This is a genomic window from Leptolyngbya sp. 'hensonii' (assembly GCF_001939115.1).
Taxonomy (GTDB): Bacteria; Cyanobacteriota; Cyanobacteriia.
Window position 1 is genome coordinate 117,235 of record NZ_MQTZ01000043.1, and the last position, 26,126, is coordinate 143,360.

Annotated in this window: 17 protein-coding genes and 1 tRNA gene; 9 read left to right on the forward strand and 9 right to left on the reverse strand. The window is 53.1% G+C overall.

Translation table 11 applies throughout. The features are described 5' to 3' along the window. Window positions 1–139: 139 nt before the first annotated feature. Both BST81_RS16200 and BST81_RS16205 read left to right on the forward strand, forming a co-directional pair. Window positions 140–1,783, forward strand: coding sequence for a mucoidy inhibitor MuiA family protein (locus BST81_RS16200; protein WP_075599542.1), 1,644 nt, complete (start codon window positions 140–142; stop codon window positions 1,781–1,783). A 145-nt stretch (window positions 1,784–1,928) separates the two neighbouring features. Further along, entirely contained in the window at window positions 1,929–2,294 is a 366-nt protein-coding gene (locus tag BST81_RS16205) for a phage holin family protein (protein WP_075599543.1), read from the forward strand. Window positions 2,295–2,355: 61 nt separating this feature from the next. On the opposite strand, the gene BST81_RS16210 is transcribed toward BST81_RS16205, so the two are convergent. Beyond that, window positions 2,356–3,948 carry an iron uptake porin gene (locus tag BST81_RS16210; RefSeq protein ID WP_075599544.1) on the reverse strand — a complete coding sequence of 531 codons (1,593 nt, stop codon included), beginning with the start codon at window positions 3,946–3,948 and terminating at the stop codon, window positions 2,356–2,358. A gap of 387 nt (window positions 3,949–4,335) precedes the next feature. On the opposite strand from BST81_RS16210, the gene BST81_RS16215 reads away from it, so the two are divergent. After that, window positions 4,336–5,307, forward strand: coding sequence for an FTR1 family protein (locus BST81_RS16215; protein ID WP_253188330.1), 972 nt, complete (start codon window positions 4,336–4,338; stop codon window positions 5,305–5,307). A 70-nt stretch (window positions 5,308–5,377) separates the two neighbouring features. Here the strand turns inward: BST81_RS16215 and BST81_RS16220 are convergent, their stop codons facing one another. Further along, a complete protein-coding gene (locus BST81_RS16220; protein ID WP_075599546.1) occupies window positions 5,378–5,980 on the reverse strand; it encodes a Uma2 family endonuclease in 603 nt (200 codons plus the stop codon). 277 nt (window positions 5,981–6,257) lie between these two features. Next, window positions 6,258–7,616 carry an esterase-like activity of phytase family protein gene (locus tag BST81_RS16225; RefSeq protein WP_216351366.1) on the reverse strand — a complete coding sequence of 453 codons (1,359 nt, stop codon included), beginning with the start codon at window positions 7,614–7,616 and terminating at the stop codon, window positions 6,258–6,260. Between the two features lie 422 nt (window positions 7,617–8,038). Here BST81_RS16225 and pruA point away from each other — a divergent pair, with 422 nt between their 5' ends. The 3 genes from pruA to BST81_RS16240 are packed head-to-tail and all read left to right on the forward strand — an operon-like array spanning window position 8,039 to window position 13,119. Then, entirely contained in the window at window positions 8,039–11,011 is a 2,973-nt protein-coding gene (gene pruA / locus BST81_RS16230; protein WP_253188331.1) for an L-glutamate gamma-semialdehyde dehydrogenase, read from the forward strand. A 47-nt stretch (window positions 11,012–11,058) separates the two neighbouring features. Then, entirely contained in the window at window positions 11,059–11,523 is a 465-nt protein-coding gene (locus BST81_RS16235; RefSeq protein WP_075599549.1) for a DUF29 domain-containing protein, read from the forward strand. Between the two features lie 9 nt (window positions 11,524–11,532). After that, the gene (locus BST81_RS16240) at window positions 11,533–13,119 is read left to right on the forward strand and encodes a glycosyltransferase family 39 protein (RefSeq protein ID WP_075599550.1); all 1,587 of its coding nucleotides are present in this window, start codon (window positions 11,533–11,535) and stop codon (window positions 13,117–13,119) included. A gap of 153 nt (window positions 13,120–13,272) precedes the next feature. Here the strand turns inward: BST81_RS16240 and BST81_RS16245 are convergent, their stop codons facing one another. Further along, window positions 13,273–16,602 (reverse strand): phycobilisome rod-core linker polypeptide, encoded by a 3,330-nt coding sequence (locus BST81_RS16245; protein ID WP_075599551.1) that lies wholly within the window; start codon window positions 16,600–16,602, stop codon window positions 13,273–13,275. A 206-nt stretch (window positions 16,603–16,808) separates the two neighbouring features. After that, window positions 16,809–17,638 (reverse strand): IS1 family transposase gene (locus tag BST81_RS27080; RefSeq protein ID WP_143780367.1). Its coding sequence is split into 2 segments (ribosomal slippage): window positions 16,809–17,294 and window positions 17,297–17,638, totalling 828 coding nucleotides; the frame shifts between segments, so codons are not numbered across the junction. A gap of 232 nt (window positions 17,639–17,870) precedes the next feature. On the opposite strand from BST81_RS27080, the gene BST81_RS16260 reads away from it, so the two are divergent. Further along, window positions 17,871–19,661 carry a GGDEF domain-containing phosphodiesterase gene (locus tag BST81_RS16260; protein ID WP_075599553.1) on the forward strand — a complete coding sequence of 597 codons (1,791 nt, stop codon included), beginning with the start codon at window positions 17,871–17,873 and terminating at the stop codon, window positions 19,659–19,661. Window positions 19,662–19,669: 8 nt separating this feature from the next. On the opposite strand, the gene nadA is transcribed toward BST81_RS16260, so the two are convergent. Beyond that, complete coding sequence (nadA, locus tag BST81_RS16265) at window positions 19,670–20,644, reverse strand: quinolinate synthase NadA (protein ID WP_075599680.1); 975 nt, start codon at window positions 20,642–20,644, stop codon at window positions 19,670–19,672. 132 nt (window positions 20,645–20,776) lie between these two features. Here nadA and BST81_RS16270 point away from each other — a divergent pair, with 132 nt between their 5' ends. Both BST81_RS16270 and BST81_RS16275 read left to right on the forward strand, forming a co-directional pair. After that, on the forward strand, window positions 20,777–21,697 hold the full coding sequence (locus BST81_RS16270) for a TIGR04168 family protein (protein WP_075599554.1): 921 nt from the start codon (window positions 20,777–20,779) through the stop codon (window positions 21,695–21,697). 59 nt (window positions 21,698–21,756) lie between these two features. Further along, window positions 21,757–21,843 (forward strand) — tRNA-Ser (locus BST81_RS16275). 70 nt (window positions 21,844–21,913) lie between these two features. On the opposite strand, the gene BST81_RS16280 is transcribed toward BST81_RS16275, so the two are convergent. The 3 genes from BST81_RS16280 to fabF form a co-directional block, all read right to left on the reverse strand. After that, the gene (locus tag BST81_RS16280; RefSeq protein WP_216351367.1) at window positions 21,914–22,438 is read right to left on the reverse strand and encodes a transposase; all 525 of its coding nucleotides are present in this window, start codon (window positions 22,436–22,438) and stop codon (window positions 21,914–21,916) included. Between the two features lie 151 nt (window positions 22,439–22,589). Further along, window positions 22,590–24,596 (reverse strand): transketolase, encoded by a 2,007-nt coding sequence (gene tkt / locus BST81_RS16285; RefSeq protein ID WP_075599555.1) that lies wholly within the window; start codon window positions 24,594–24,596, stop codon window positions 22,590–22,592. A gap of 255 nt (window positions 24,597–24,851) precedes the next feature. Beyond that, window positions 24,852–26,105: a beta-ketoacyl-ACP synthase II gene (gene fabF / locus BST81_RS16290; protein WP_075599556.1), complete on the reverse strand. Its 1,254-nt coding sequence runs from the start codon at window positions 26,103–26,105 to the stop codon at window positions 24,852–24,854. Window positions 26,106–26,126 lie beyond the last annotated feature (21 nt).

The window sequence follows — 26,126 nt, forward strand, 5'->3', positions numbered from 1 at the left end:
TAAATCGCGTCTGTGTGATCTATCCGTCTCTGTGATCTATCCGTTTCTGCTATGTCTCCCGGTGCCCCTGCTGCATTATCTGTTGTTATAGAGACGTGATTCATCACGTCTCTACCGTCCACGCGCTTTGGTTGCTGCTATGCAAATCACTCCTCGATCGTCTGACCCTATTCGCCCCCTGACTCTCGATGCGCCCATTTCTGTGGTAACACTCCTGGAGGATCGGGCGCAGATCAAACGGATCGGAAATGCCGATCTGGAACCGGGACTATGGCGGTTACAGGTGGAGCGGGTGGCCCCGGTACTGTCAGATAAGTCCCTGCGGGCAGAGTTTCAGCGAGATTATCCGGGTGCCCGTATTGATGATGTCCGGGCTAGACGACAGATGCTGGTAAAAGAAGCCGATCGACCGGCTGATATTCAGGCCCTACAATCAGAGGCTCGATCGCTGCTGCGGGCATTTGAGCAAGCGGGTGAGGACCGGTCCCAGCGAGAGTTCTGCTTCGATCGGTTGCAAGACATCCTGGAAAGGAGCTTGCAAGAGTTGCCGATGGATGCGGCCTGGGGACAGGTGGACCCCCGTTCCTGGCGAGAACAGCTCCAACCCCTGTTTCAGCGCCTGCGGGAATTGCGATCGGAGGTGCAAACAACCTATCAGACCCAGAAGGTTCTGAGGGTTCAGCTTCAAGATCTCCTGACCCGTTTGAAGGCGTTATATCGTCCTGACCTGGTTTACGTGGCTGCGATTGAAGCAGATGTGATGATTGCCCAGGCTGGCAACTATGGCATTGCCTTCGATTATGTCGTTCCAAATGCTTTGTGGCGACCTTATCACCAGGCCCGACTGTTGCCAGGAGGGAGCCGGGGCGATCGCCTGGAAGAAATCCTCTCGCCCTTGCCCCCAGCCCCCTCCCCTGAATCCTGGTGGCTGTCTTTCCAGGTCGATGGCTGCGTCTGGCAGCGCACCGGAGAAGATTGGCAGGATGTGGAGCTGATTTTTTCCACAGCCAGAGCCTCTCTGGGAACAGAACCACCTTTGCTGGCTGATGACCTGTTGAATGTTCAGGAGAAAGCTAAACAGGTTGTGATTCAGGCTCGTGACCAGCAGGTGCAGACCACTGGCATGGGGGCTGGTGAAATCCCGGATACGGTGGAATTGCCTGGTGTGGATGATGGGGGAGAGGTGCGGAATCTGCGTTCTGCGACCCGGACTACGATTCCTGCTGATGGTCAACCCTATCGAGTGCCTCTCTTTTCCTTTGAGACTCCGGCAGAGGTCGAATTCGTCCTGATGCCAGAGTTGTCCTGCCAGGTCATCTTTAAAAGTGTCCAGGTAAACACGGCTCAATTTCCCCTTCTGGCTGGGCCAGTAGACTTGGTGCGGCATTCTGGTTTTGTGGGTCGAACTTCATTGCTGTTTATCGCCCCCGGAGAGAAGTTTGCCCTCGGTTGGGGACCAGAGGAGTCTCTGCGGGTGCAACGCACCCAGGAGGAGAAAAAAGACCAGGATCTGCTGACCCGCTGGCGATCGGTGACAACAACCGTGAACCTATTCCTCTCCAACATTGGTGCTGAGCCTCGGCGGATCAAAACCACTGAACGAGTGCCATTGTCAGAGCTGGAGCAAGTGAAAGTCGAAGTGATGGCAGCAGAGACTACCCATGGGGTTAAGCCCGATGAAAATGGCTTTTGTACCTGGACCTTTAACCTGGAACCTTACTCCCAGCAGCAGGCCACCCTGGTCTACAAGCTCTCCTCTGCTCCCGATGTGCAAGGACTTTAGAGGCTCCGCCTCCTCCTGCTATGGCCGCCTGTACCTAACCGCATAACTATCCGTACTTGTCCCCAATCTCTCTAGACAGGATGATGATGCGATGATAAATGAAGATCACACATTTAGTGACTAGATCGTTGAGGAGATCAGGCCAATGACTGCTTTTTTGATTGCGGCTCTCATTACTGCTGTCAGTTTGCTGATCATTTCTAAACTGCCCCTGGGTATCCAGGTCGATAGTTTCTGGAAAGCCCTGGTGGCTGCAATTGTTTTTGGAATTCTCAATGGGATCGCTCAAAGCGTCCCCGGTTGGATTACCTTTCTGCCTAAACTGCTAACCCTCGGGTTGTTTTCCTTGATCGCCAATGCCATCATTTTTGGTCTGGCTGCCTGGCTGGTCAGAGGCTTTGACCTGCGGTGGGGATTTTGGAGTGCCCTTCTGGGATCGATCGCCCTCAGCTTTGTTAATTCCATCCTCAGTTGGGTTCTCGATACGATTTTTCCCAATCTGATTCGGTAGGGAATCCCTGGTTTAACACCCCTTGGAGAGGTTCTATGGAACGTCTCCAAGGGGTGGGTCGTTAAAATGTAAATGTGGTGCGAATTACCCCAATCACCGCCCCTGCATTGCGGGCATCGTGATTGGGGGCCGTGAGCCAGATCAGGCCAGGAGTAATGGTGATATTGTCATTCACCCGGTACTGGTAAAATCCTTCCACATGGAGAGAGGTGTCTCGATCGACCGAGGTAATGGTGGTACCCGCAGCTAGGGAGCCATTGTTGGCCACCGTAATCGTTGGGAACGTTGCCCCTGCGACTCTGGGTTCCACACCCACGATAATGCCAGCCAGGTTTCCTTCTTTACCCAGATCGGGGAAGGCCAATCCCACCGCATAGGACCAAATGTCCGCATCCCCCAGGCCAATCACCCGCGCTGCCGTATAACCGCCCCAGGCATTGACGACAAAATTTGGGCTAACCTGAAAAGACCCTTGAATACCATAGGAATTGGTGACAGTGGGTAGCCCGGTGGTGAAGGCCAGGTTCGATCGCAGGCTGCCAGTGCCCGTATTGGTGTTGTAGGCATTGATATAGGCAAAGGCCAGGTTAAATCGATCGCTCGGTTTAAATACAATCTGGCCGATCGTGCCGTAGGAGCCATTGAACAGACCATTGCCAGGAGCTGGATTATTGGGAGTGCCCGCCAGATACCCCAGACTGATTTCCAGATAGTCGTTGAATTCGTGACGGATGCCAATACCTGCACCACTGACATAGTAGTAGATGGAATTCCGGGTCCCAAAGTTAGAGAGGGCACCGCTGCCTCCATCCCCGTCTAGGAAAGGGTTGAGGGTGAGGGCAAAGTCATCGGTGGCCCCAGCGTTCCCTTCCAGCACAACGGTGGTGCGATCGCCGATCGGGAAACTGTAGAGCAGCGCATCGAGACTGACTGTGCTGCTACCCGCAGCAAAGGGACCTGAATCAAATCTCAGCACCCCTTCCGGCAATTGACTGTTGGTTCCTGCCGGACTGGAGAAGTAGTTCAGGTTAATGGATTGAAGTCGGGTTCTGAGTAAATCTCGACCGTTGAAACTGGTATCCAGGTTGAGACGAGTCCGATAGCCCAGCGTTGTAATTCGGGGAATGTCAGTCTGGTTAATGTCCTGCCCGGTTGCCACACCCGTTACAGCAAAAATTGCTTCTCCAAATAGTTTCGTTGTGGTTGAAAATTGTTGGGCTTCCAGGGTTGCTGTCCGGGCTTCTAAGGCATCGACCCGCCCCCGCAGAGTAGCCAGCTCAGTGGCAAATTCTTCCTGCAGTCGTTGCAGGGTCGCCAGATCCTCTTTCGTTACCAGATTGGCCGTAGCCGAGGCAATGAGCTCATTTACCCGGTCCATACAGGCATTCAGACCAGCCGCAAATTCGTAGCGGGTCATGGCCCGATTCCCCCGATAACTGCCATCGGGATAGCCTACGACGCAACCGTAGCGTTCAACCAGGGATTGTAGAGCCTGAAATGCCCAGTCAGTGGGCTGTACGTCCGATAGCTGGGAGACAGAATTGATCTGGTCTTCAGCTAGCGGATCAACCGATGCCGCCACGGATGGAACTGCATGAAAAGCCAGCCCGGTTAGAATAGCAGATGAGATCAACAAAGATTGAACCTTTAACATCACGATCCTGCCTCACACAAATGGATAACGTTCTCTTCCAAAAACCTTCTCAGGGGAAAACCCCATCATAAAATCGCACTTATTTATTGACAGTAAGTATCAATAGCATAGAGATTATATTCAATTGGCCTCAGAAACAACAAACTGCATCGGAAATCTTAGAAAACATCCTGGCAACCTCAGGACAGGGTTGACCTCGGCTTTTTGCATCCATAGTTTCACAGCTTTTTAAGCAAGCAGCAATCCCCTCCCCTGGTATGTAAAAACCTGCATTGAGCCTCCCAAGTGGTCAATCCTAGGTAGTAGGGCGGGACTGAAGAAAATATGATAATGATTATCATAATTGATCTACGGTTAAATTTTCAGCCCCAATGTCAGAATAGGGTTATGCATTTCTCAGTCGCCTCAACTATGGATATCAGTGCAGCACTGCCGGTCTTCGTGATTACCCTGCGGGAGGGAGTGGAAGCAACCCTCGTGGTCGGAATTGTGCTGGCCTACCTGAATCAGGCTCAACAGAGTCGCCTGAATCCCTGGGTGTTCTCTGGTGTGAGTGGGGGGCTAGTGGCCAGTGCCCTGGTCGGGCTGCTCTTCACCCTGTTGATTCGGGAGGTTGGAACGGCCAGTCAGACCTACGCCCCCGTGGTCAAGCCTTTACTGGAGGCCGTATTCAGTCTGGTGGCGATCGCCCTTCTGAGCTGGATGCTGATTTGGATGACGCAGCAGGCCCGCCTCCTCAAGGCTCAGGTGGAAGGGGTGGTGCAGGCGACGATCGCCCAGGAATCTGGGGCCGGTTGGGGGATTTTCGGCCTCATCTTCTTTGCCGTCTTGCGGGAAGGATTTGAGACCGTGGTGTTCCTGGCCGCTCAGTTTCAAGCAGGGCTGGTTCCAGTGTTGGGAGCCATCGCAGGCATTCTCTGTGCGATCGGATTTGGGATTCTGCTCTTCACTCTAGGGGTCAAAATCAATCTCCGCCAGTTTTTCCAGATTATGGGCGTTCTGCTCTTGCTGATTGTTGGCGGGTTGGTGATTTCCTGTTTGGGGCATTTTGACCTGGCCCTACTGCGTCTGACACGGCTCCAGGCTGATTTTGGGGGACTCTGCCGTTACTTCAATACTTCCGTGGGAATTCCAGCCTGTAACCTGGGACCGCAGATCTGGGATGGAACACACCTGTTGCCGGACGATCGCTTTCCTGGCCTCATCATCCACACCCTGTTCGGCTACACCGATACCCTTTACCTCGTCCAGGCGGTGGGCTATCTTCTGTTCCTGGTGACAGTTGGGGGAGCCTATTTCCGTAGCTTGCAGGCTCCACCTATCCCAACTACAAGCCCTGCACCAACTGGACAAGATTGATTGAACTAGTTGCGGTCACTTGGTCGGTTGTGTTGGCACAGCCCCTCCGGGAGAGAATCGCTGATTCCGCTCATTTTTCAGTCATTTCACTGCTAGCTTCTAGAAAGTCAATATTGTCGTAGAGGTCTGCAATTTGAACTTGAAACTCAACAGTGCTGAGAGCAAGTGTGATCGTTGGGTCGTCGTATTCTGAAAACAGCCATTGATGAGCAGCAGTTTTGACATAATGCTCAACGTGAATACGATATTGATCAATGAGGAGATATTCCTGGAAATTAGGAATCGTGCGATAGGCAATGAATTTCTCACTACGATCGTAGTTTTGGGTTGATTTAGACAAGACTTCAGCAATGAAGCAAGGATTGACAATGGTATCTTTGCGTCCAATTTGGAGTTCTAGGGGCTTGGTCACCACCATGACGTCAGGATACGTATACAAATTAATGGTTGGAATCCAAAGACGTTGATCGAGAATGAACACCCGATAGGGCTTCCCTCTTAACGCCATTTTCAGGGCAGCTACAAGGTTACTGGCAATGTCATTGTGGTCAGGCGTGCCACCCGTCATCGGAATAATTTCTCCATTGCAGTATTCACTGCGGGTTTCCGCTGCAAGTTCGAGGTCTAGATACTCTTCAATGGTGTAATTTTTTTTCTGGGTTTGAGTAATCATGTCAATTCCACTCCCAGACAGGGCTATTTCATTTTAAAACCAGCATAGATGGAGAAGCCAGGAAAGAGATCTCTTCCCTGGCTTGCCGAACCTTCGGCGTTGCTGAATAGAAGTATGATTTTCGTGCTTGAGCCTTATGCAGCCCTCACCCTAGCCCTCTCCCAAAGGAGAGGGAACAAGAGTTTTAGCTCCCTTCTCCCGCGGGAGAAGGGTTGGGGATGAGGGTAATTCATATTTGCATTCAGCAAAGCCCCGAACCTTACCTCTGTGTCAGAACTTAGCCTTCACTCTTCTGCCGCTTCACTAGCAAACCGCCCAGACCCAGCAGAGCCAGACCAGCCACAGTGGCGGGTTCTGGAATGTTGGCCTTGAAGGAATACAGGAAGGAGGGAACTAAGGAGAGTCCAGCCGGACAGGCTGTATTCAGGGGCACTTCTTCGAAAGTCTTCCCATCAGTACAGACATAGAACTGCTCATTGCTGGAATTCTGGGTCACACTGAAGTCGTTATCCGTAGCCAGGATAATCGCGTGGGTGCCATCATTCAACTGGGGACCGATCGCGAGACCTTCAATCTTCTCCGGAATGGTCTCTCCAGCCGCCAGAAGCGCCTGAGCAATGTCGATGAAGGGGGCCGCCGACTTCTTCACAGGCACAACCCCATTGGGCAGGCTGTTGGACCCGGCCAGACTGATCCCACTAACATCCGTGGCCCCCGTGATGTCAATCTTGTAGACTCGCTTGGAGCCAACCGGCAGGGTGGCTACTGATGGATCGACCCCAAGACCCCGGTTATCCCGCTCCAGAATCAGGAACTCAGTATCGCTCAGGGCCACGATCGCGCTGATCCCAATATTACGCCCTTGAGCTGTTGCACTGAAGTCATTCGCAGTGCCAGGAATACGAGCGTTGATATCGTCCCGGCTCTCAAGCTGATAAATATACTGAGCTGTACTCTGACCCGTGGCAGTATCGAATTCGACAATTCTCAGATTCTGACTGCGACGACCGTCGTTTTGAGCCCCTTCATTCACCAGGGGATCCTGCAGCATGGCATACAGCTTCTTGCCATCTGGGCTCAGGGTGACACCCTCAAAGCCCCGGTTGTCTTGACGACCTGTCGTGATCGTGGGACGACCGGCAACGTAATCCACAGTAGAATCTGCCTTTTTGGAAATCAAGTTCGCGGGAGTTGTAAAAGCCCGCACGAAAACACCCTGGGGTGTGAACTCGTACACTGAAGGACCGTATTCGTCAGATACATAGAAGTTGCCGTTGGGAGCAACCACGAAACCTTCCGGGTCAAAACTGTTGCCGAGGGTAGCAGGATTGCCATTGAGCAAACCAGGATTGAGGCCATTGAAGCTGTTGCCATTGGCATCTTTGAACAGAATGGTATCCAGCAGCTTGAAGCCACTGATGGCACCCGTGTTCAGATCCACATCAAGAGAAAACTTGTGTACCCGAGTATCGTAGGAGATCACGCCGCCCCCCGGCCCCCGATCGGCCAGACCGTAGTACACATTGTTGGCGCGATCGTAGTACAAATCCGAACCAATACTGAGCTGGTTCGTGTTCGTTCCAGCAGGCTGACCCGACAAATCCGTGGCATTTCCAGGAATCTCAATCGAGTTCACAAATGTCCCTGCGAAAGCAGTCGTCACTGATCCCACCAGACTCAAACCAGAAAGCAGAACGGAGCAGCCAACCCATGCAGACCAATGCCTTACCCGCAACATCATTATTGTCACTTTTGAAACAACAATAATTAGACTCTGGCAATCACATTAACAAAGCATAATCTTTTGCTTAAGTAGAGATTGTGCCTCTAAGATTGCTCCAAATCTTCATACGTATGCCAGGTTTGCTTAATACCAGCTTCATATAGATCTGATAATTAACCGTTTCTTTACGGAGGACGTGACAGGGTGGCGGCAAATATCCAGATTTCCTGACAGCCCTGGCAGCCCCTGGCTCGAATGGGGTCAGGCCCATATCGGTAAAATGGAGATCCCCTCACTCCAATGCTGATAAGGAGCCTTTTTTCGTGGTTGCACCTGTGTTTGATCCCCCCTATGAATCCGCGACTCAAGCGATCGCCCGCCAACTGCTCGCCGCAACCCGTGAGAACCGCTCTTTCCTCGCTCAAATGCGGGACCAGATGCGCTGGGACGATAAGCTCCTGGGCTGGGCCATGAGCAATCCCGGTTTGCGGGTGCAATTGTTTCGCTTCATTGACTGCTTGCCTGCTCTCCGCAGTAAAGCTGAGATTGCCCGTCACCTGCAGGAATATCTGGGGGAGGAGTCGGTTGAACTCCCCCCTACTTTAAAAACCCTGCTTAACTTCGCCCATCCGGATTCAATGCCGGGGCAGATTGCCGCCACAACGGTTTCAACTGCCGTGGAAACCCTGGCCCATAAGTATATTTCCGGCGAACGTATTTCCCAGGTGATTAAGACCATTGAACGCCTACGGAAGGAGCGCATGGCTTTTACCGTAGATTTACTGGGTGAAGCGGTGATTACAGAAACCGAAGCCCAGATGTATCTGGACCGCTATCTGGAATTGATCACCTGGCTGACTGAGGCGGCAAAATCCTGGTCGCAAGTGGAGGCGATCGACCGGGCTGATGGGGAAGTCCTGCCCCAAGTGCAGATTTCTGTGAAGCTGACGGCTTTCTATTCCCAGTTTGATCCTCTGGATGTGCAGGGCAGCCGGGAGCGGGTGACAGAAAAAATTCGGGTGTTGCTGCGACGAGCGCAAGCCTTGGGGGCAGCAGTTCACTTTGACATGGAGCAGTACATGTTCAAAGACCTGACTCTGGCAATTCTGAAGGATCTGTTGCTGGAGGAGGAGTTCAGAACCCGATCGGATATCGGGGTGACGCTGCAGGCTTACCTGCGGGATAGTCAGCCGGATCTGCAAGGGCTGATTACCTGGGCTAAACAACGGGGGACGCCTGTGACCGTGCGCCTGGTGAAGGGGGCCTACTGGGACCAGGAGACGATTAAATCGGCCCAGAAGGATTGGCCTCAGCCGGTTTATGCCCAGAAGTCTTCGACCGATGCCAACTTTGAAGCCATGACCCGGCTCCTGCTAGAGAACCACGAGTATTTGTATGCAGCGATCGGGAGCCATAATGTTCGGACTCAGGCCCATGCGATCGCCATTGCCGAAAGTCTCCAGGTGCCGCGCCGCCGAATTGAGTTGCAGGTACTTTATGGCATGGCGGATAAGCTGGCCAAAGCCCTGGTCGATCGGGGCTACCGGGTGCGGGTCTACTGTCCCTACGGGGAGCTGATCCCTGGCATGGCCTACCTGATCCGACGCTTATTGGAAAATACGGCCAACAGCTCTTTCCTGCGCCAGAATCTGGAGGAACGCCCAGTGGAGGAGTTACTGGCGGCTCCAGTGATGGCTGATGGGGAGGCCCAGAAACAGTCTCTCGTTCCGATTGAACTTCCTTTCCATAATGTTCCAGATATGGACTACGCCAATGCCCAGCAGCGCGATCGCGCCCTCAAAGCCATTCAATCCATCCGGCAGCAGTTGGGCAAAACCTACTGGCCCCTGGTCAATGGGGCACCGATGCCAACTCTGGAGACGATCGATTCGGTGAATCCCTCTAATCCCGCTGAAGTGATTGGCAAGGTGGGTTTGCTCTCAGTGGAACAGGCCGAACAGGCAGTGCAGGCGGCAAAAGCAGCCTTTCCGGGTTGGAAGAACACCCCGGCGACCCAGCGGGCTGCCATCCTGCGTCAGGCTGCGACCTTGATGCTGCAGCGGCGGGATGAGCTGGCGGCCTGGATTGTGCTGGAGACAGGGAAGCCCCTGAATGAGGCCAATGGGGAAGTCTCAGAGGCGATCGACTTCTGCCGCTACTACGCCGATGAGATGGAACGGCTGGATCAGGGGGTGGCCTATGACTTCCCTGGCGAAACCAACCACTACCGCTACCAGCCTCGCGGGATTTGTGTGGTGATCTCTCCCTGGAACTTCCCGCTGGCAATTCCGACGGGAATGGCAGTAGCGGCTCTGGTGGCCGGAAACTGTACCCTCCTGAAACCAGCAGAAACCTCTTCGGTGATTACGGCCAAACTAACGGAGATTCTGGTGGAGGCAGGGATGCCCCAGGGGGTGTTCCAGCATGTACCCGGTCGGGGGTCGGTGGTGGGGGCTTACCTGGTAAAGCACCGGGATGTGCACATGATTACCTTCACGGGTTCCCAGGAAGTGGGATGTCGGATCTATGCCGATGCCGCCCTGCTCCAACCTGGCCAGAAGCACCTGAAGCGGGTTGTGGCAGAAATGGGGGGTAAGAATGCCATCATCATTGACGAAAGTGCAGACCTGGATCAGGCAGTTCAGGGGGTCGTGCATTCCGCCTTTGGCTACAGCGGCCAGAAGTGCTCGGCCTGTTCTCGAGTGGTGGTGCTGGCGTCCGTTTATGAGGTGTTTCTGAATCGGTTGATTGAAGCGGCCCGATCGTTGAATGTGGGTCCTGCCGATGCGCCAGGTACGGGGATGGGTCCCGTGATCGATGCCGAGGCTCAGGAGCGTATCCGGGCTTATATCGAACAGGGCCGCACAGAGGCTGAAGTGGCCCTGGAAATGCCTGCATCGGCGATCGGCTATTTTGTTGGTCCTGTGATCTTTGCCAATGTCTTGCCTACTGCCAAGCTTGCCCAGGAAGAAATCTTCGGTCCGGTACTGGCGGTGATGAAGGCCCAGACCTTTGATCAGGCCCTGACGATCGCAAATGGCACCCCCTACGCCCTGACCGGCGGACTCTACTCCCGCACCCCGTCCCATATTGAAAAAGCTCAGGCAGAGTTTGAGGTGGGCAATCTGTACATCAATCGGGGGATCACAGGGGCGATCGTGGCCCGCCAGCCCTTCGGAGGCTTCAAACTCTCTGGGGTTGGGTCTAAGGCAGGTGGCCCGGACTACCTGTTGCAGTTCCTGGAACCCCGGGTGGTGACGGAGAACATTCAGCGCCAGGGTTTTGCCCCGATCGCGGGTGCAGACTAAAGGCCCACAGTAGAATAGGGGCAGCCAGCAGTAGGAGAGTCAGGAGAATGCAGCCTCAGTCCTTAGCACAGAATCAATCAACCCTCTACGAGCGTGATTTCTATGCCTGGTGTCAGCAGCAATCTAACCTGCTGAAAAGCCGTCAATGGCAACTTCTGGATACCAAAAACCTGATCGAGGAAATCGAGAGCTTGGGAAAGCAACAAAAGCAGGAACTCCGGAATCGTTTGGGACTTTTGATCGGGCATTTGCTGAAATGGCAGTATCAACCCCAAAAGCAGGGCAATAGCTGGAAAGCAACGATTCGGGAGCAGCGCCGTCAGATTCGGTTACTGCTGGAAGACAATCCCAGCCTACAGCCTTACCTGCAGGAAGCCCTGGACCAGGCTTATAGCTCCGGCATTGATCTGGCTATTCAGGAGACGAACCTGGATGAGGATACTTTTCCCGAAACCTGCCCCTATGCCTTAGAGCAGATTTTTGACGCGCAATTTCTGCCGGAAGTTTTATAGGCTAAACCCATGAGCAATACATCAGGACGCGCCCGGCTGGCTGCTCTGGACTGGTTACGCTTGCTGCTCCTGCTCCTAATGCTGATAGGGATTGCCTTTCGTTTTGTCAACCTCGATCGCAAGGTCTTCTGGCATGACGAGGTCTACACCTCCATGCGGGCTGCTGGATATACTCGGGGGGAGATCGATCAGGACCTGTTTCAGAATCGCATCCTCACGGCTCCTGACCTGCAGCAGTATCAGCGCCTGAAGCCGGGAAGTAATGCTGGGGATACGATCGCGTCTCTGGTCAACGAAGATCCCCAACATCCTCCCCTATACTTTTTGCTGGCCCGCTTTTGGATGCGGATCTTTGGTAGTTCTCTGACTGCAGTGCGATCGCTGCCTACCCTGCTCAGCCTGCTGGCCCTACCCCTGATGGCGGGTCTGGCCTGGGAACTCTTCCACTCCCGTCTCACAGCTCTGCTGGCGGTGGCTCTGCTGGCTATTTCTCCCTTCGATATCCTGTTCGCCCAGACGGCCCGTCAGTACAGCCTGTTGACGATGGTTGCCATTGGGAGCAGCTATTTGCTGCTGCGGGCCATGCGCCTGGGCAGCAGAGCAGCCTGGGGACTGTATGTTTTAAGCAGTACGATCGGGCTTTATACCCATCCCTTTTTCGGGCTGACCCTGCTGGCCCAGGGTAGTTATGTTCTCCTCCTGTGGGGCTGGCAAAAATTACGCCCCAGCCGGACTGTTCTGGTGGTCCCCTTTCCTGCCTCCTTCCTGGCGGCGATCGCCACGACCCTGCTGCTCTATAGCCCCTGGATCTATGTCCTCCTGACCCGGTCTGGACGGGCGATGGCCACCACCGATTGGGCCAGAATCAAAGTGGGCCTGTTCTATCTGATCAAACTCTGGCTACTCAGTTTCACCGCTCTGTTCTTTGATCTGGATTTCGGGTTTGACAACCCCTGGACCTACGTTCCCCGTATCATCCTTGCCAGTTTGGTTGGGTGGGGCCTGACTTTAATCTGCCGCCGCACCGATCGTCGGACCTGGCTCTTTGTGCTGACGACAATTTTGGTGCCATTCCTGGCTCTGGTTCTGCCGGATCTGCTTCTGGGCGGGAAACGATCGGCGGTCAGCCGCTACCTGATTTCCTGTTACCCCGGTATTCAGTTGGCAATGGCTTATCTCCTGGCCGCAGGGCTCCAATCCGGCAAATTTCTCTGGCGTGGCATCACGGCACTCCTGGTGACCGGAAGTATTCTGTCCTGTACGGTCAGTGCCCTGGCAGAAACCTGGTGGAGTAAGGACTTGAGCTACTTTAATGCCGATGTGATCCGTCAGCTCAATGCCCGACCTGCTCCCCTTGTGATCTGTGACATGGGCAGCGATTTTACCAACACCGGGGATTTAATTTCCCTCAGCTATGGGCTGAAACCGGAGGTGCAGTTTTTGCTCTTGGGAGCAATGCCCCGGTTGGACCTGGGCGATCGGACCCCAGTTCTCGTCTGGAGACCCTCGCCCCAAGTGGAGGATCTGATCGCTAAGCGTGGGACCCGTCTACGCCTGATTTCCGCCCCCGATCGTCTCTGGGAAGTCGAAAAATAATCGCCTGCTGCTCACCCCTCCAACTTCTTAAAGAAGTTGGAGAGCTAGAGATTCAAGACAGATAAAAACCCGGTCTGATATCAGATCGGGTTAGAAATACGACGTATTACAGGGGTAGGATTAACCCACCCCGCCAAAGACTATTGAAGCAGATTAGAGGTCGGTTTTAATGCTACCCAGATAATTGCCAGTCGGCAGGCTGGGAAAGCGATTGTAGGGCACTACATCCTCTCCAAAGTAGCGAGCATATTCAGGGCTATCCACCAGGGTTGCAACGGCCACCTTCAGCCCCTCATCAGCCAGCAAGTTGCTGTATTGGCGGATCTCAGCTTGGGTAGCTGGAGTTCGACCCAGCAGATGCCGGAACAGTAACTCAACCACCTTAGCTGTGGGATAAGGAGTGCAGAAGCGCTGGCAGTAGGCGTCTGAACTGGACAGAGCCCGAACGAACTCCCGGACGGAAATTTCCCGATTGTGGAGTTTTTGCTCCAGTTCCAGGCAACGGAATTCCGCAGGAACCTGCTCCCCAGAGATATTCATGATCTGGCTGTAAATAGCGCTGATTACCAGGGTGGTTTCAGCCTCGGCCATCCCTGGATTCAGGCGGAAAATACGAGCAGGCTTTAACCGGATCCCATCTTCAGTTTCCACAGCTTTGGAAGCACGCCCCAGATCAGCCGCCAGAGACCTGGCCCGATCGTCTACGATCGCCTGAGAGACTAAGGGCATCTGGGCAACATCCAGTTTGGACTTAACGGGCTCAAAGCTGGGCACAACCAGGTCATCGTTTTGCTTGGTCAGTTGGTTGTACAACTTCTCAGTATTGGGGAAGTTGGCAGCAGGCAAGGTGGGGAAGCGACGGTAGGGTACCGTGTCTTCATTGAAATACTGCAGGTATTCCAAGCTGTTAACCATCGCGCCAATAAAGCCTTTGATCCCTTGAGAAGCCAGAATCTGGTTGTACTTGCGGATTTCTGCCTGATCCAGCGGAGCCCGACCCAGGAAGTGCTTGGTTCCCAACTCGATCACTTTCGTGTTCGGGTAAGGGGTGTAGAACTCCCGAAGATACAATTTGGAATTACCCAGACTCTCGATAAACTCTTTGACTGTAATGTCACCATTACTGAGCTGGGTTTCCAGCACCGTGAATTCATTCTTCACGATGTAAGGATCGATATCCCGCTCGAAGATCTGACGATAGGCAGCCCGAATCACAATCTTCAGGTTAGCCTTATCTTCCAGGCCGGTGAGCTTGAAGATCTTAGTTTGCTCCCGTTGCTTGGAGACACCCTGCTCAATGCGGAACTGAACATCGGGTAGGGTCCGAACATCAGTCACCAGACCCAGTTCGATAAACTTAGGTGTCTTGGCATCCTGTTCAACCCGGGCACCCTTGTCTCCGATGCTACCAGCTCTCATCGATCGCAGCGCCAGACCAGCAGGGGTGACATAACGCTCGTAAGGAACGGTATCTTCACCAAAGGATTCGGCATACTCTTCGCTGTCGATAATGGCATCAATCAGCGCATAGAAGCCCTTCTTCGCACAGATATCGAAGTAGCGATTGTTCTCCTCACGGCCATAGGTGGGGCGACCCAGTAAACGACGGTGAATGTACTCAACCGCCTTCATCACATAGAGTGGAGCCCAGTACATCTTGCGGAAGAGGTCAGACTTGGCCAACTGGCGGATAAACTCCCGCAAGGTGATATCCCCATTTTCCAGCTTAATTTCCGACAGGGTCAGGCGTTGCCCTTCATAAAGGGCTCTCCCAAAGACCTGCAAGTAGGCAGCTCGAATCACCGCTTGAGTTGAGCTTTCAGAGTACTTAACACTGATGCCCTTAGTCGGGGCACCCACTGCTCGTCGGGTGCTGAAAATATCAACCGTGGATTGCAGGCCGGTAAAGCTGGGCAGTTGATCCAGTTTGAAAACTTTAGGTCCAAGCGTTCCAGGATTGGCTCCCCGTGCCCCAGGATTGCTGACCTGGCTGTTAATCCCAGGTCCCCGGTTAATCAGAATCCGGCGGGTATCCTTACCAAAGGGGGCAGGACTGGCGCTGGGGTTGCGAGTTTCTTTCGGGAAGATAGCACCGAATTGAATCTCCAACGGATCATTGCCCGAACCATAGGGATGCTGATCGGGTAGCGGCTGATCGTAACTGGCAAAGGTCGTCAGGAATTGAGGAATTTTACGGAAGGGTGCACTGTAGCTAAACAGATTTTGCTGCGGTCCCCAGTTGCGGCACTCTTGAGCTTCCTGGCCCAACCCTCGCAGGTAAGGAACCGTCTCCTCTCCAAAGTAATCTGCATATTCCTGCGAATCGATCAGGGCATCCACCAGAGCTGCCAGCCCCCCGGACGAGACAATGGAGAAGTACTTTTGCACTTCTTCCCGGCTACTGGGACCACGACCCAGAATGTGACGGAAAGCTAACTCCAGCGCACGGCTGTTGATGTAGGGTTGAAAGAAGTTCTTACGATAAAGCGGAGACTTCGCCAACCGACGAATGAACTCCTTCATGGAAATATCGTTATTCTTGACCTTGGATTCCAGATCAGAGACAGAAAGGCTGTAGGCCCGGGTGATATCCCGCTCAAAGACCTGCCGGTAGGCAGCTTTCACAACTTCCTGTTTTTCAGAAGCAGATAGGCCCGGCTTCATGACGAATTTGGGCCGACGCTCTGCAGCATTGAAGTAAATCTGAGGCAACTGCAAACCCTGAAGGTCAGGAGAAGGACGTTGGCGCAGCTTGCTAGAGGGAGTAGGAGCCCTAAACTCTGTAATCAGCACATCGAAATACTGAGCCACGATCGCAGCCGCATCGACATCCTGACGGAAATAGCCCAAGGCCGCTGTCCGCATTTCCTGCAGTGCCACGATCGTGGCTTCCCCAGAACAGGCATTTTCGATAACTTCCCGCAATCCTCGGGTATTCACTGCGATGATGTTGGGATCCCCAGCCACGATGGCATAGGAGACGTAGCGCAGGAACCAGCTCAAATCACGGAGCGATTTCTGCATATTGGAAGGACCATAGCGGGCCACATTAATTGGCCTGAAGCCGACAGGAATGGGTCCACTACCAGAGGTGCTGAACAGGGAGCGAAATCCCTCCAGTAGCCCTCCCCGACTCTCAATAAAAGTTGCCGTTCCCAGCTTCATTGCTTCGCGGGTATCAACCACAGTCCCCGCCATACTCATGACGGGCTCCTCTCTGGGCTTTTCCAGGAAGGACATGGGAGACCCACCCACAAAGATCCGGTTGGCGGCACGAGAAACAATCAACTCTGAATTTCTCGTCAGAGCCTCTGCAATAGCCAACCGCTTAAGCCCGGAACTGAAGTAGCTGGACAGTTCACTCAGTTCTCCCCGCGCTAAAAAGCGGTCTTGCTGTTCAGCTTGAGAAATGATTGCGGTTGGTACAGTTTGGTAAAGTTGCGGGCGCGCAACCGAGCTTCCACCACTTGCCCTAACACTCATTTGACTACTAAAGCTCCCTATGCATAACTACTGTTAAATGTGGCCAGAGCCCTAACGGAAAATACTCAACAGATCCAGCCCAGGACTCACTAAGACTCAATTAATGTTCTATCTGGATTATTAAAACCCAGTCTTTAGATTAAAACGTCTGGGGCTTACATACCTTGTTTATTAAAAACTATTAAGTCCCAAATTCCGGTTGTGCATCAAATAATTGTTGGATAAGTTGCGAAGTCTTGCCAAGTCCAAGGCTCTGCTGCCAAGTTTGCTCGTTGAGCCGCAGTTGTTTTGAATCGGCTATGCCGCCAAATCCAATTGAAATAACTGACAACCAATCGTGTAGTCACCTTCGTTTGCTCCCACACCTTGCCAAACTTGTTTTGCCGTCGATGCCACCGTCCTGTTTGTTGCCGGATAATACCATTGGTTCTCTCTAATCGTTGGGTTTTATCCTTACCAATGTGATGATGAATTTCTGGTGGAAGGACTCGTTCATACCCTCCCCAATCATCGCTATTCCACTGTTTGCACTCCGTTTTTCCTTCCGTTGTGACCATCAGTTCTTCAATCAACTCATCCGTATGCTTTCCCACACGGGCCGCCAAGATCAGCCCACTGCTATTGGCTAAACTCAACCCCACCCAACAGTCTCCCAAGTCTAATTCTAGGGGCAGACATTGCTTCTGTTTTTTTGCACAAAGGACCACATCTCATCAGCACTCACCTCCTCGGTTTCAACTTGAGCCACCTCCTGATTGTGGATGAGTTGAGCTTTGCTACTCGCTCGTCGAATAATACTCACTACCGTGTTATAAGCTAACCCGCTAATCCGACTAATCCCTCGTAAACTGGTGCCCTCACTGTGAGCTTGCAGGACTTGTTGAATTTGCTCTGGACTGACGTGACGGTAGTAGTAGAGGGTGTCAAAACTCTCTGAGAAGGTTTGTTGGCACCCCAGGCAAAAGTAGCGTTGATGCCCATTCGGCATCTTGCCATGCTTGTGAGTCTTAGAATGACCGCAGAGCTTACATTCCATAGCTTGAGTAGGTGAATCGTTGATTCCTTACTCTACCAGACCCACATCAGTTTGACGCACTACCGCCTATTTGAAGCATCGATAAACTGAGGATATTATTTGCTCTGGAGAATGGTTCTCCTGATAAGATTTCATCTCAGTTGATTTCAAGATTTGGCAAACTCTCTTAATACACCACGGAGCTCAAGCGCGAATGTTCCTGGATCGAAGAAGAACTGCCAGGTTAGGCGCAATGGACCAGGCAATGTCCTCCAATGGCAAGAGCCACCCGCTGCAATTGAGCAGCCTCAGTGGCGCAGGTGAGGCTTTCTTTGCGATCGTGGAAAGCCTGAATCAGGCTGTTCTGGTTGCAGATGAGAGGGCTTGCGTTTCCTATGTTAATCCTCGCATGGCCACCTTTCTAGCCTGTTCCCAGGCAGACCTGGTAGGGCAGCCAGTGTTAGACGTCATGTCTACCCGGCAGGGCTGGCCTCAATTTCGTTGGGCTCAAAAGCAATCCTGGGCCAACCGGCGGGAGCTTTGTGAAGTTAATCTCATGACTTCAGAAGCGTCCAATGGCAGAGCTGACTGGGTAGAAGTGGTCTCTATGCCGTTGCAGTATCGCAACAGTTCACCCATGGGGACCCTGGTCATCGTAACGGACATTTCCCACCGCAAGTGGGTGGAGGATCAGCTCCAACAGCAGTCAGAATGTTCCCTGGAGCGGAACGGTTCTTATGATGCCCTGACCGGGTTGCCGAATCGGACCCTGTTTGTGAAACGACTGGAAGCCGCCATTGCCCGAGCCAGGGATGAACCTGATTACCTGTTTGCAGTGCTATTTATTGATCTGGACCGCTTTAAGTTGATTAACGATAGCCTGGGGCATCTGGCTGGGGATCAGGTGCTGATGGCGATGGCCCGCCGCCTGGAAATCTGCGTTCGTCCTGGAGATACGGTTGCCCGCCTGGGGGGGGATGAATTCACAATTTTGCTGACGGATATTCGTTATACCGAAGATGCCACGATCGTGGCTGAACGAATTCAGCAGGAACTTTCCCAATCCTTTGATTTGGATGGGAATGAGGTGTTTAGTAGTGTCAGTATTGGTATTGCCATTAACCGGGGGGATTCGATCGATCGCCTCTATGACAGCCCGGAAGATCTGCTGCGGGATGCTGATATTGCCATGTATCATGCGAAGACCTCGGGTCGGGCTCGCCATCAGGTGTTTACCACGTCCATGTATCTGCGGGCCGTAGAACTGCTGGAATTGGAAAGTGATCTGCGTCGGGCTGTAGAACGACAGGAATTCTGTATTCACTATCAACCGATCGTCGCTCTGGATACCGGCAGAATTTCCGGGTTTGAAGCACTCGTGCGATGGTATCGACCTAAGCGAGGGCTGGTATTTCCGGCAGATTTCATTGCGGTGGCGGAGGAGACCGGCATCATCACGGCCATTGGGGAGTGGGTCTTGCATACGGCCTGTCATCAGCTCTGGGCCTGGCAGCAACGGTTTCCGACCTATCCTCCGCTGACGATCAGCGTCAATCTCTCTGCCCGACAGTTGACCCAATCCAATCTGGTCAGCCGGATTCACCAGATTCTGGAAGAAACCAAAATTTTGCCTGGTAGCCTGAAGCTGGAAATTACGGAAAGCACGATCATGAAAAATCCGGAGGCGACGGCCAGCCTCCTGGAAAAACTCCGTCAACATAACATTCAGCTTTGTATCGATGACTTTGGGACGGGGTATTCTTCCCTCAGTCATTTGCGCCGCTTTCCCATCAACACCCTGAAAATTGATCGCTCCTTCATCACGACCATGCATGGGGATGAGGAGAACCTGGAAATTGTCAAAACGATCGTTCATCTGGCCCATAGCTTGGGCATTTACATCACTGCCGAAGGAGTGGAGCGCAATGAGCACCTCCATCAGCTCTGGGCGCTCCAATGTGAATATGCCCAGGGATTGTTTTTCTCAGAGGCTCTTGATAGTGAGGCTGCGACTGCCTTAATTGCCTCCTACCCTCAGTGGTAGGGATGACCCTAGCGGCTCATCTCCAACATGCGTTGAATAGGGCGTAATGCAGCCACCCGCGTTTCCTCGGCCAGGGTGATTTCTGGAGAACGGTGAACCATGGCCCAGTACAGCTTCTCCAGCGTATTCAACCGCATGTGGGGGCACTCATTGCAGGCACAGCTATGGAGCGGTGGGGCCGGAATAAAGGTTTTGTGGGGAGCCTGCTTCTGCATTTGATGGATAATGCCGGGTTCCGTGGCCACAATGAATTGAGAACTGTCACTTTGCAGACAGTATTTCAGGAGCGCTGTTGTAGAACCAATATAGCGGGCATGCTTCAATACGCCTCCTTCACATTCTGGATGGGCGATGATCTCGGCACTGGGATGGTTAACCTGCAATTGCACCAGCTTTTTCTCGGAAAAAGTTTCGTGAACCATGCAACTTCCCTCCCAGAGCACCAGATCCCGACCTGTCTGAGCCATAACATAGCGTCCCAGATTGCGATCGGGGGCAAAAATGATCGGCTGATCCAACGGGATCTGACGCACAATATCCACAGCGTTGGAGCTAGTACAGATAATGTCGCTCAGGGCTTTGATCTCAGCCGTGCAGTTGATATAGGACACCACTAGATGATCGGGATGGGCGGCCTTAAAAGCAGCAAAAGCCTGCGGGGGACAGCTATCGGCCAGGGAACACCCTGCATTTAGATCTGGTAAAAGTACCAATTTCTCTGGATTAAGAATTTTGGCTGTTTCCGCCATAAAATGAACGCCTGCAAACACAATCACATCTGCCTGTGTCTGCGCTGCCTGACGGGATAGCCCCAGTGAGTCGCCAATGTAGTCCGCAATATCCTGGATATCTGGCTCCTGATAATAGTGGGCCAGAATGATTGCATTTAAGTCTCGCTTTAGATCCTGGATGGCCTGGAACAGGTCTAAAGGAGATGCCGTTCTAGCAGTAAGGGGGTGGTCTGAACGTACAGTGGCAAACACAGTCACCTGTCCAATTAGTTAAAAGGATACAAAATCATCTTCCTTTAATTATAGTTTTTTCTACCAAAAATGTCGAGATCTATCGGAATTGGTCTGGGTCATTTATCCTGGAGGAGGAATCGGGAAAACAATATGACGGAACAGCAGAGAGCCTGCCAGCGGTGGAGAATGGCAGTGGTGGGGGATGTTCATGACCTCTGGGATGACCGTGAAGAGAGGGCATTGCGGGCTTTGGGCGTAGACCTGGTGTTGCTGGTCGGAGACTTTGGCAATGAAGCGGTGCCCCTCGTTCGATCGATCGCAGCCCTGGATCTCCCCAAAGCGGTGATTCTGGGGAATCATGATGCCTGGTATACGGCCTCTGACTGGGGTCGCAAGCAATGCCCCTATGATCCGCGATTAGAGGATCGGGTGCAGCAGCAGCTAGACCTTCTGGGGGAAACCCATGTTGGCTATGGTAAGCTCGACTTTCCCCAGTTCCAGCTCTCGATTGTCGGAGGTCGCCCGTTTAGTTGGGGCGGTTCTCTCTGGAAAAATGGCGAATTCTACCAATCTCGGTTTGGAGTCGGTAGTTTTGCCGAATCCACAGCCCGAATTGTGGCAGCAGCCCAGAGTGCTGCCTATGAAACCCTGATTATCCTGGGGCATTGCGGCCCCACGGGGTTGGGTAATCAGCGAGAAGATCCCTGTGGTCGAGATTGGGAAGCCCTGGGGGGGGATCACGGCGATCCTGACCTGGAAGCGGCGATCGACCAGATGCAACAGATGGGCAAAACCATTCCGCTGGTTACTTTTGGGCACATGCACCATCAGCTCCGCCATACCCAGGACCGTCTTCGGCGGCCCACCCATGTCAGCCCTGCCGGGACCCTCTATCTCAATGCAGCCTATGTGCCCCGACTGGTTCGCAGGGAAACGGGAACAATCCGGCATTTTACATTGGTGGAATGGCAGTCTGGGGACGTTTTAGAGGCTTCCCTGGTTTGGCTGGATGAAAATTTTGCCATATCCCGTAAACAAGTTCTCTTCCACCGGGAAAGGGCATTAGTATAGAAAAGAACTCAAAATTCAACCATTGGGGCTTGACCCCTATTTTGGATATTGAGTCATGGGGAGAGGTGGCAGAGTGGTCGATTGCGTCTGACTTGAAATCAGATGGGTGTGCAAGCATCCCCAGGGTTCGAATCCCTGCCTCTCCGTTTTACAGTCTATAGGTGTTCACAGTCTATAGGTGTTCACAGTCTATAGGTGTTCACAGTCTATAGGTGTTCACAGTCTATAGGTGCCGCTGCCATTTTTTCGGGTTGTTCGCAATGTATTGCCGAACCTGTTCAATTTCACTGTCGCTCCTGAGGATGCGATCGTAAAAATGGGGTTGCCAGGTAAATTCTGGAACGGACGATCGAATTTCAAAGGTACACCGACCTTTGTACCACCGAATGATTTTGCCCAGGGAATGGTCGGATAACATCGGGTTGTGATGTTGGGTAATCCCGCCCGGCGGCGTTGTTGTTGGCATGGTTGTTCGTGAATCACAATAATGCCATGGATATGGTTGGGCATGGCAACAAATGCATCCAATGAAACTGGGTCAAAGCGTTGGGGAATTTCCCACCAAATTTTGTTGACAATTTCCCCTGCAGGTGAAGGCTGCATTTCTCCCGCCACAATTCGACCAAAGAAATGTTGGCGATCGTGGGTGCAAAAGGGGACAAAATACCAGCCTGCAGAGAAGTAGTCCCAGGTTGGATGTCGCGCAGATTCGATGCGATATTTGTTCTGATATAGCGTCATAGGGCAATCCTAAGGACTTGCCCTGGCATAGAACCTGCGCCAGAACCCTCATATTCAGCCCTATTCTGATGGATGGTTCCCACAATCTTGCAAAAGCAAAAAGGTCCTCTGCCAGCAGAGGACCTCAAGGCTTAATCAAAATCAGAGGCTATTAGCCCAGGACTGCCTTAGCCTTGGCTACGACGTTATCAACGGTGTAGCCGAATTTTTCCATGCACACCCCACCCGGTGCCGAAGCGCCGAAGCGATCGATGCTGAGCGTATCACCTTCGGTGCCAACAAAACGGCACCACCCGAAGCTAGAACCTGCTTCTACGGCCAAGCGCTTGGTGACAGCCTTGGGCAGAACTGACTCCTTGTAAGCGGCATCCTGCTCATCAAACAGTTCCCAACAGGGCATGGAGACCACTCGAACTTTGGTCCCCTCTGCTGTCAGTTTTTCAGCGGCCTGAATACACAGGGAAACTTCGCTACCGGTGGCCAGCAGGAGCAGGTCAGGAGTACCGTCGCAATCCAGGACGGTATAGGCTCCCTTTTCTACCCCTTCGATCGAAGAACCGGCCAACTGGGGTAAGGCCTGGCGGGAGAAGGCCATCAGCGTGGGACGTTTGCGATTTGCAATGGCCACTTTGTAAGCACCGGAGGTTTCCGTGCCATCCGCTGGACGGATGACCAGCAGGTTGGGGATGACTCTCAGGGAGGCGATCGTTTCTACAGGCTGGTGAGTGGGACCATCTTCACCCAGAGCGACTGAATCATGGGTCATCACATAGATGACACCGGCTTGAGACAGGGCCGAGAGTCGGATGGCAGCCCGCATATAGTCTGCAAAGACCAGGAAGGTGGCACAGTAGGGAATTAACCCAGAGTTATGGAGGGCAATGCCGTTACAAATTGCGCCCATCCCATGTTCCCGAACGCCAAAGCGGAGGTTCCGGTTTTGGTACTGACCCTTTTGGAAATCTCCAAAACCCTTCAACAGGGTCAGGTTAGAGTGGGTCAAATCGGCAGACCCCCCAATCAATTCAGGAATAGCCGGGGCCAAGGCATTCAAGGTCTTCTCAGAAGTCTGGCGGGTCGCCAGGGCCTTATCTTCGGGGGCATAGGTCGGCAGACTCTTTTCCCAGCCTTCCGGTAACTGGCCACTCAGCATCCGCTCAAACTCAGCCGCTTCTGCAGCATATTTGGCCTTGTACTCGGCCAAGGTCTTTTGCCAGTTTGATTCTGCGGTTGCGCCCTGCTCCACCGCCTTGCGGAAATGGTTCAAGGAATCTTCGGGGATGACGAAAGGCTCATGTGCCCAACCCAGGTTCTCACGGGTGGCTTTAATCTCATCTCCCCCCAGAGCCGCACCATGCACCCCGGCTGTATTCTGCTTATTGGGAGAGCCATACCCGATCGTGGTGGTCACCTTAATCAGGGAGGGCTTGTCTGTTACGGCTTTCGCAGCTTCAATAGCAGCGGCGATCGCGTTCAGGTCAGTGTTGCCATTCTCAACGTGCTGCACATGCCAGCCGTAAGCTTCAAAGCGCTTGCTGACATCTTCCGTGAAGGATACATCCGTGGAGCCGTCGATCGAAATGTGGTTATCGTCATAGAGGGCAATCAACTTACCCAATCCCAGGTGCCCTGCTAGCGAGCAAGCTTCACCTGAAACGCCTTCCATGTTGCAACCATCACCCAGAATCACATAGGTGTAGTGGTCTACCACCTGACAATCGGGTTTGTTGAACTTGGCAGCCAGGTGCGCTTCCGCCATGGCCAGACCCACACCGTTACAAATCCCTTGGCCCAGAGGACCCGTCGTTACTTCTACACCGGGAGTTTCAAAGTTTTCTGGGTGGCCAGGGGTGGTGGATCCCCACTGACGAAACTGCTTGATATCGTCCAGGCTGACGCTGTCATAGCCAGTGAGATACAGCAGTGCATACTGCAACATACAACCATGGCCAGCAGACAGAATAAACCGATCGCGGTTGAACCACTGGGGATTCTTGGGATTGAACCGCATAAATTGGGTCCAGAGCACATAGGCCATGGGAGCTGCACCCATAGGTAGCCCTGGATGCCCAGATTTAGCTTTCTCTACTGCATCAATAGCAAGAAAGCGAATGGAATTAATACAAAGTTCGTCGAGGGATTGGGTTGCAACGGCCATAATTACTTCACTGAACGGGTTGGCACGGAACTAAGTGGGCAGAAAGTGGGCAGAAAGTGGGCAGATATCTCGGTAAGCAAATATCAGGCAGGCAGATAACCAGGCGCTTTGATGGAGCCAGAATAAGAATTTATACTTAATCATCCCACCAACAGGATCACTAGACAAGCATTCCCATGGGGAAACTGAATAGTCATCCCACTACCCTATAGACCTTTCCCAATGATTCCACGATAGGGTCAATTTACCCCAAGCTTACACAGCGTATTTCTTGAATACCAGAGTGACGTTGTGACCCCCAAACCCGAAGGAGTTGGACAGGGCCACGTTAACGATCTGGGCTCGGCTGGTATGGGGAATGTAATCCAGGTCGCAAGCTGAATCCGGATTCTCCAGGTTAATCGTGGGGGGGACGTGATCGTGGGCAACAGCCATGGTTGCAGCAACGGCTTCAATCCCTCCAGAACCGCCCAACAGATGACCCGTCATGGACTTGGTGGAGCTGACTGTAACCTGATAAGCGGCTTCACCCAGTGCTTTCTTAATCGCTGCTGTCTCAGTCGAATCATTAGCCGGTGTGCTGGTGCCATGGGCATTAATGTAACTGACCTGCTCCGGGAGCACTCCCGCATCCTTCAGGGCCAGTTGGATTGCCCTCGCTGCTCCCTCCCCGCCAGGTACGGGGGAAGTCATGTGGTAGGCGTCACAGGTCATGGCATAGCCAACAATCTCAGCATAGATGCGAGCGTTCCGGCTGCGAGCATGTTCCAATTCCTCCAGAAGCAGGATACCTGCTCCTTCCCCCATGACAAAGCCATCCCGATCCTGGTCGAAAGGACGGCAGGCATGAGCCGGATCGTCATTCCGGGTAGATAGGGCGCGGGCGGCAGCAAAACCAGCGACAGACAGGGGCGTCACGGCTGCTTCTGTGCCCCCACAAATCATGGCCTGGGCATAACCCCGCTGGATCAGCCGAAAGGCGTCGCCGACGGCGTTAGACCCAGCAGCGCAGGCTGTAACGGAGCAGGAGTTTGGCCCTTTGGCCCCCGTGTGAATCGCCGTTAACCCAGCGGCCATATTGGCGATCATCATGGGAATCATGAAGGGGCTGCATCGATCGGGCCCCCGGTTCAAGTAAATTTCCTGCTGGTCTTCCAGCACTTTCAGGCCACCAATACCGGTTCCGATCATCACCCCGACCTGTTCTGCATTCAGGTCATTGATCACGAATTGGCCGTCTGCGATCGCCTGCTTACTGGCAGCGACGGCAAACTGGGCAAATCGGTCCATGCGTTTGGCATCTTTACGATCCAGATAGGCGTGAGGGTCAAACCCCTTGACCTCTCCGGCAATCCGGCAATCATGCTTTGAAGCATCGAACAGGGTGATGGGACCAATACCGTTGCGCCCGCTTAGCAGGCCCTGCCAGTACTCTGTCAATGTGTTTCCGATCGGGGTGATTGCACCCAGGCCGGTCACAACGACACGTTTATTGAGAGAACTTGTCATGGCTTTTGTCAGGGAAAATCA

What these genes read in the sequence shown, in the direction of transcription:
- BST81_RS16205 (WP_075599543.1), top strand. Translation starts at nt 1,929, where the DNA reads ATGACTGCTTTTTTGATTGCGGCTCTCATTACTGCTGTCAGTTTGCTG.
- BST81_RS16270 (WP_075599554.1), top strand. Translation starts at nt 20,777, where the DNA reads ATGACGGAACAGCAGAGAGCCTGCCAGCGGTGGAGAATGGCAGTGGTG.
- tkt (WP_075599555.1), bottom strand. Translation starts at nt 24,596, where the DNA reads ATGGCCGTTGCAACCCAATCCCTCGACGAACTTTGTATTAATTCCATT.
- fabF (WP_075599556.1), bottom strand. Translation starts at nt 26,105, where the DNA reads ATGACAAGTTCTCTCAATAAACGTGTCGTTGTGACCGGCCTGGGTGCA.
- BST81_RS16200 (WP_075599542.1), top strand. Translation starts at nt 140, where the DNA reads ATGCAAATCACTCCTCGATCGTCTGACCCTATTCGCCCCCTGACTCTC.
- BST81_RS16220 (WP_075599546.1), bottom strand. Translation starts at nt 5,980, where the DNA reads ATGATTACTCAAACCCAGAAAAAAAATTACACCATTGAAGAGTATCTA.
- BST81_RS16280 (WP_216351367.1), bottom strand. Translation starts at nt 22,438, where the DNA reads ATGACGCTATATCAGAACAAATATCGCATCGAATCTGCGCGACATCCA.
- BST81_RS16215 (WP_253188330.1), top strand. Translation starts at nt 4,336, where the DNA reads ATGCATTTCTCAGTCGCCTCAACTATGGATATCAGTGCAGCACTGCCG.
- BST81_RS16260 (WP_075599553.1), top strand. Translation starts at nt 17,871, where the DNA reads ATGGACCAGGCAATGTCCTCCAATGGCAAGAGCCACCCGCTGCAATTG.
- BST81_RS16235 (WP_075599549.1), top strand. Translation starts at nt 11,059, where the DNA reads ATGCAGCCTCAGTCCTTAGCACAGAATCAATCAACCCTCTACGAGCGT.
- BST81_RS16245 (WP_075599551.1), bottom strand. Translation starts at nt 16,602, where the DNA reads ATGAGTGTTAGGGCAAGTGGTGGAAGCTCGGTTGCGCGCCCGCAACTT.
- BST81_RS16240 (WP_075599550.1), top strand. Translation starts at nt 11,533, where the DNA reads ATGAGCAATACATCAGGACGCGCCCGGCTGGCTGCTCTGGACTGGTTA.
- BST81_RS16210 (WP_075599544.1), bottom strand. Translation starts at nt 3,948, where the DNA reads ATGTTAAAGGTTCAATCTTTGTTGATCTCATCTGCTATTCTAACCGGG.